Here is a 6,311-nt window from a genome sequence, read left to right on the forward strand (position 1 = left end):
GGAGGGTTATTGACGGGAGCCGTATTCCGGGCCGCCGAGGACAGCCTCATCGGCGGGGACAGCATTGCCGGACGGCACCTGGTTCTGCCCAGAGAAGGAAGCAATACCAACAACTCCGACCACGCCGAGCACGATGCCGGTGACCGAACTGGCCAGCACAGGGCCAAGCGAGCGGCGTGGCATGGACTGGCTGGTGCGGATCACAGACGTCATGGGAACTGAGGTTACCAGGGGGATAAGATCGTCGATAAGCGATTGAAAGAAGGGGGTCCGTAATGCGCATTGGTGCTGTGGCCGTCGGCGTGGCGGGGTGCCTCGTGTGCGCAGCATGCGCGGGACCGGAACCCGAAGTAGAGCCCGTGCCCGTCGAGCAGACGGAAACCCAGACCGTGACGGAGACCCTCCCCGCGATCCCTGCTGACCTGCGCGAACGCGTGGCTTCGCTGATGGTTGTTGGCGTGACCACCTACGACGAAGCGCGCGCCGCGCTCGAGCAGGGCGCTGGCGGACTGTTCTTGCCCAGCTGGTCCGACCCCGCATTGCTCACGCAGGAAGGCCGCAATATCAACGCCCTGCGCAAGGAATTTGACCGCCCATTTTCCGTGGGCATCGACTTCGAAGGTGGTCGTGTGCAACGCCACTCGGACATCTTGGGTTCCTTCTCCTCGCCGCGTGATCTTGCGCAGGAGCCGCCCGAGGCGATCCGCGATCGCGGCTTTGAGGTGGGCACGCGGCTGGCGAGTTACGGCATCAATGTCGATTACGCGCCGCTGCTTGATGTGGATGCAGCCGGCCTAGACATCGTCGGTGACCGTGCTTTCGGCTCCTCGCCCGAGCGTGTCGCGGAAGTCGCCGTGCTCTTTGCGCAGGGGCTTATCGACGCCGGCGTTACCCCCACCTTCAAACACTTCCCCGGCCACGGACGGGCCAGTGGAGATACCCACCACACGCTCGCACTCACCCCGCCGCTCCAGGACCTCAACGCCTTCGATCTCGCGCCCTATGCAGCGGTGTTGCCGAAATTCCCGAATGCCTCTGTCATGGTCGGGCACATGGTCGTGCCGGGGGTTGGGGATCCGAAGACGCCGTCTTCGCTCAACCCGGATGCGTACCGCCTGCTCCGCACCGGCGATTACCCTGGTGGGCAGCCTTTTGAGGGTGTTGCCATCACCGACGACCTGTCCGGTATGCGTGCGATCACTGACCTGATGCCCACACCCGTTGCCGTCCGCCGTGCGATTGCCGCGGGCGCCGACCAAGCACTGTGGTCTTCGGGTAAAGACCTCAAAGAAGCCATCGACGGCACCGTCGCCGCCGTGGACAAGGGTGAGATCCCCGTTTCGCGTATCGACGACTCCGCCCGCCGCGTCCAGCAGCAGCTCAAGGCCGGTTCCCGCTAGCCCCCTTTTTCCGCCGATTGTGGCTGCGTCCACTACTCTTGAAATCCGTGAGTACTGTGCATGCGAGACGCGAGACCAGCGGATCTCGCGGCGTGAAGATCGCCGCGGGCTTCATCGTCGGCCTGATTGTGCTCCTTTTGGGGCTGTATCTGGCTGACGTCGCTTTCAACCGCGGCAATGTTCCCCGCGGCACCGCCGTCGGTGGCGTTGAGGTCGGTGGAATGGAGCCCGCGGCTGCCGTGGACAAGCTGAGCAGTGAGCTCGGTGGCGTCACCGACAAGCCGGTCACCGTCACCGCTGGCGAGAAGACCACCGAATTCATTCCCGCCAGCGCAGGGCTTGGCGCCGACTGGCAGGCAACTATCGATGCTGCTGGCACCGAATCGCTGAATCCCTTCACCCGCCTGATGGGGCTGTTCCGGACCACGGAGGTGGATATCGTCTCCTCCACCGACGATGCGGCGCTGAAGCCGACTGTCGACCGAGTAGCTAAAGATCTGACCATTGAGCCCGCTGACGGCGCTGTGGCCATCAAGGACGGTAAGGCGGATGTCACCGACCCCAAGCCGGGCCAGGACATCGATGCCGACGAGCTAACCCGCGCCATGAGTGCCAACTGGCTCAATCCCGATGGTGTCACCGTCGAACCCGAAGTGACCCAGCCAGCTATCGACGAAGAACTGGTCAAAGAGACTGTCGACGGGCCCGTCGCCCGCGCGCTTGATGGCCCGCTGACCCTGAAGGGGCAGAAGGACACCGACGCTGTGATCGATGGCGACCGCATCGGCGAGGTGGTCACCTTCCGCAATGACCCGAAGGAACGCCGCATCGTGCCTGAGGTTAAAGCTGACGTTGCCCAGGACATCTTCGCTGAACAGCTGAAAGACACCGTCAAGGAAGGTAAGAACGCGACTATCTCTGCCTCCGGCGAGGTCAGCCCGTCCGTCGACGGCAACGAGATCCGCTGGGACGAGACCATGAAGGACTTTGGCAAGCGCGTGCTTGGTAGTGAACCGCGCACCTGGGAAGCCCAGTACCGCGAAGTGCCCGCCACCTTCACCACTGAGCAGGCGAATAATGCCACCTTCGATGATGTGGTCGGCGAGTTCACCACCAGCGGCTACAGCGCTGCTTCCGGCACGAATATCTCGATCGTGGCTAATACCGTCAACGGTGCGATTGTCAGCCCTGGTGAGACCTTCTCTTTGAACGGCTACACCGGCCCGCGCGGCACTGCGCAGGGCTATGTGTCCTCCGGCATCATCATCGACGGTCGTGCAGGCAACGCTGTCGGTGGTGGTATCTCCCAGTTCGCCACCACCTTGTACAACGCCTCCTATTTCGCTGGCATGACGGATGTGGCCCACACGCCGCACTCGTATTACATCTCCCGTTACCCGGCTGGCCGTGAGGCCACCGTGTACGAGGGTGCGATTGACCTGTCCTTCAAGAACGACACCCCGCACCCAGTCAAGATCACTACCGATTTCGGTGGTGGTCAGATCACCGTGCGTCTGATGGGTGTGAAGGACCGCGAGGTCGAGTCCATCAATGGTGGCCGTTGGGCGTACACGTCCCCGACTCCGAAGACCGTCACTGGCGAGTGCATTCCTTCCGGCGGTGCTCAAGGCTTCACCACCTCGGATACCCGCATCGTCCGCGATCTGTCCGGTAACGAGATCAGCCGCGAGACCCAGACCACCGTGTACGACCCGCAGCCGATCGTGCGCTGCGGCTAATTCGGGTGTTGCTTGCCCACGGGGCGCTCTAGCCCCCACAGGGTGAGCTCGCAGATCTCCTTGTCCCGCATCATCAGCTGGTGAATCGGCTCGCCGGGGACAGGAATATTGACCACATCGGCACCGTCCACGGATTTCAGCATCGACGTGGCAATCGGTGTGACCAGCGTGTCGCGGGTGGAGTACAGGTTCGTGTACACCACCGATGGGTCGGTGTCCGGCAGCGGATCAGCGTTTTCACGCATCCACGTTGAGCCCGCCAATTGCTGCTGCACGCTAGCGGTGAGCAGCACGCGGGTCAGAGTGGGGAATTGGTCGAAGCGTTTCAGAATCCGCGGCGCCCGGCCGAGCATGTCCGTCCCGTGAAAATTTGCGCCCATCGCGACGACGCGTCGCACTTTAGCGCTCCCACCGTGTTCGATATACAGCCTGGTCAGCAGCCCGCCCTGTGAATGGGCCACGATGTCGACTTGCTCCGCACCCGTCTCTTCAAGCACACGGTCGACATTCGCGCGCAACTCCTCCAACGAGTCTTCGAGCGGTCCCGTGCCGTAGAGCCCAGGCAGGAACATATTGCCGTAATCGAAGCCCCACACCCAGTAGCCGTGATCACGCAAAAAGCGCGCGTTACGACGAAACCCGCTCGTCCGACTATGAATCCCATGCACGTATAGCACTGGGGTCGGATGAGTTGGTGTGAAATCTGGGTCGTTGAAAAGAGGCTCGATCAGGCGCACACAGCCACGCTAACAGCGAGTCGGCGTATGTTCTCCCCGATCGCGTTCCAGACCCCACGCGACTAGTGCAGTGATCTTGGGGTTCTGTGGCATGAAAATGTGGTTGACCTTGCCGCCACACACGGATTGGACCTCCATATTGGCCACGTCCGCGCCGTCGACGGATTCAAGGATCGAGCTGGTGTACGGCGTGACCACTCCGTCGTTTTCCGAGTACAGCGATGTGTACACCACCCGCGGATCTGTATCCGGGAATGTGTTCAGCATGCGGATATGCTCCGAATCCCAGGGCTGCTGTGACACTGCAGAGAAGTCGTTTCATGACCAAAACAGTATCAACGGGATAACTGGGGTGGAAGTGGAGCCGGCGACGAGAATCGAACTCGCACTCTCAGCTTGGGAAGCTGATGTTCTACCACTAAACTACGCCGGCAGCGCTAGTCATCGTAGCACCGCGAGGTGCCGGCACTTAAAAGGCCCGGCAGTGTCTAGTGCAGGGGAGCGTCGTAAGATGAAGGCGTGCTTCTTTCTGACCGTGACATTCGCTCCGCCATTGATGCCGGCCGTCTGAGCATCGACCCGTTCAGCCCAGACCTTGTTCAGCCATCCAGTGTGGATGTGCGCATCGACCGCTTCTTCCGCGTGTTCAACAATTCCAAGTACACGCACATTGACCCGAAGCAGGAAATGCACGACCTGACCACTGAGGTTGAGGTCCCCGAAGGTGAACCGTTCGTGCTGCACCCAGGTGAATTCGTGCTGGCTGCAACGCTGGAGAAATTCTCCCTTCCTTCCGATCTCGCCGGTCGCCTTGAGGGCAAGAGCTCCTTGGGTCGCCTTGGCCTGGTTACTCATTCCACGGCAGGCTTCATCGATCCGGGCTTTACTGGCCACATCACCCTTGAACTGTCCAACGTGGCTAACCTGCCGATCACGCTCTGGCCTGAAATGAAAGTGGGCCAGCTCGCGTTGTTCAAGATGACCTCGCCGGCTGAGAACCCGTACGGTTCCTCTGTCGTAGGGTCGAAGTACCAGGGGCAGCGTGGGCCGACGCCATCGAAGGCATATTTGAACTTCCGCTGATCTTTGAGCACGTTTCAAATACGAAAAAGTTCTTCAAGAGGAATCGCAGCGACTGCTGCTAACGAGACCACCAACCAGGGCGGTCAGTGTGGGTGCGGGGGCGGGTGCGGGCACAAGTAAAGGTTTTAGAGGGCGTCGATAAGCGCCCTCTTTTTTGACTGCACTGCCAAATCGTGCGAGCCGGGCCATAATGACCCGTATGCGCATGACTGTGATTGGCACTGGGTACCTCGGAGCGACGCACGCGGCTTGCATGGCTGAGCTGGGGCACGAGGTGCTCGGTATTGATGTTGACCAGGCGAAAATCGACGCGTTGAAGAACGGCGATGTGCCGTTTTATGAGCCGGGTCTGCCGGAGGTGCTGAAGCGCAATATTGATGCTGGCAACCTCGGTTTCACAACTGATTATGCGAAGGCTGCAGCTTTCGCGAATGTGCACTTCATCGGTGTGGGTACGCCGCAGTTGCGTGGTTCGTACGCGGCGGACACGACGTATGTTGAGGCCGCGATCGATAGTCTCGTTCCGCATTTGGAGGGCGACCACCTGATCCTCGGCAAGTCGACGGTTCCGGTGGGTACGGCGCGCGCTTTGCAGGAGCGTGCTGATGCGCTCGTGGCGAAGGCAGGCAAAGGCGCCACTGTAGAAATCGCCTGGAATCCGGAGTTTTTGCGTGAGGGCTACGCGGTCAAGGACACGATTGAGCCGGACCGAATCGTGCTGGGTGTTCGCGCCGAGAATTCGCGCGGTGAGGAGATCGCCTGTGAGGTCTATGCCACTCCGTTGAAGCGTGAAACACCTTTCATCGTCACTGATTTGCAGACCGCTGAGCTGGTGAAAGTCTCGGCGAATGCTTTCCTGGCTACGAAGATTTCCTTCATCAACGCGGTGTCTGAGGTCTGCGAGGCAGTCGGCGCTGACGTCACTCAGCTTGCCGACGCAATCGGCTACGACGACCGTATCGGCCGCAAATTCCTGGGCGCTGGCCTCGGCTTCGGTGGTGGCTGCCTGCCGAAGGATATCCGCGCATTCATGGCCCGCGCCGGCGAGCTCGGCGCTGACCAGGCGCTGACTTTCTTGCGTGAGGTGGACGCGATCAACATGCGCCGCCGTCAGCGCGTTGTCGATCTTTCGCGCGACATTCTTGGCTCGGTCATCGGCCGTCGAATCACTGTGCTGGGTGCCGCGTTCAAGCCGAATTCCGACGATGTGCGCGATTCGCCCGCACTCGCCGTCGCGGGCCAGCTCAACCTCGCTGGCGCCTCGGTCCGCGTGTATGACCCGCAGGGCATGGACAACGCGCGCAAGGTCTTCCCAACGCTCGATTACGCATCCTCGCTCGACGACGCGCTGA

7 protein-coding genes and 1 tRNA gene are annotated in these 6,311 nt (G+C 61.2%); 4 read left to right on the plus strand and 4 right to left on the minus strand.

The features are described 5' to 3' along the window. Positions 1–6: 6 nt before the first annotated feature. Positions 7–204 (minus strand): DUF2613 domain-containing protein, encoded by a 198-nt coding sequence (locus tag Q0X21_RS04210; RefSeq protein ID WP_297850510.1) that lies wholly within the window; start codon positions 202–204, stop codon positions 7–9. Between the two features lie 71 nt (positions 205–275). Here Q0X21_RS04210 and Q0X21_RS04215 point away from each other — a divergent pair, with 71 nt between their 5' ends. Beyond that, a complete protein-coding gene (locus Q0X21_RS04215; RefSeq protein ID WP_297850500.1) occupies positions 276–1,400 on the plus strand; it encodes a glycoside hydrolase family 3 N-terminal domain-containing protein in 1,125 nt (374 codons plus the stop codon). A 56-nt stretch (positions 1,401–1,456) separates the two neighbouring features. Continuing rightward, complete coding sequence (locus Q0X21_RS04220; protein WP_297850511.1) at positions 1,457–3,139, plus strand: VanW family protein; 1,683 nt, start codon at positions 1,457–1,459, stop codon at positions 3,137–3,139. Here Q0X21_RS04220 and Q0X21_RS04225 read toward each other — a convergent pair. From Q0X21_RS04225 to Q0X21_RS04235, 3 genes are all read right to left on the minus strand, one after another. Beyond that, a complete protein-coding gene (locus tag Q0X21_RS04225) occupies positions 3,136–3,876 on the minus strand; it encodes an alpha/beta fold hydrolase (RefSeq protein ID WP_297850501.1) in 741 nt (246 codons plus the stop codon). The two genes, Q0X21_RS04220 and Q0X21_RS04225, sit on opposite strands and share 4 nt — an antisense overlap. A gap of 9 nt (positions 3,877–3,885) precedes the next feature. Then, positions 3,886–4,143 carry a hypothetical protein gene (locus tag Q0X21_RS04230; protein ID WP_297850502.1) on the minus strand — a complete coding sequence of 86 codons (258 nt, stop codon included), beginning with the start codon at positions 4,141–4,143 and terminating at the stop codon, positions 3,886–3,888. A gap of 92 nt (positions 4,144–4,235) precedes the next feature. After that, a tRNA-Gly gene (locus Q0X21_RS04235) sits at positions 4,236–4,309 on the minus strand. A gap of 86 nt (positions 4,310–4,395) precedes the next feature. On the opposite strand from Q0X21_RS04235, the gene dcd reads away from it, so the two are divergent. Continuing rightward, on the plus strand, positions 4,396–4,959 hold the full coding sequence (dcd, locus tag Q0X21_RS04240) for a dCTP deaminase (protein WP_297850503.1): 564 nt from the start codon (positions 4,396–4,398) through the stop codon (positions 4,957–4,959). A 199-nt stretch (positions 4,960–5,158) separates the two neighbouring features. After that, positions 5,159–6,311 (plus strand): UDP-glucose/GDP-mannose dehydrogenase family protein (locus Q0X21_RS04245; protein ID WP_297850504.1); only part of this gene is annotated, 1,153 nt, incomplete at its 3' end.

The sequence above is a fragment of the uncultured Corynebacterium sp. genome, assembly GCF_947253065.1.
Taxonomy (GTDB): Bacteria; Actinomycetota; Actinomycetes; order Mycobacteriales; family Mycobacteriaceae; genus Corynebacterium.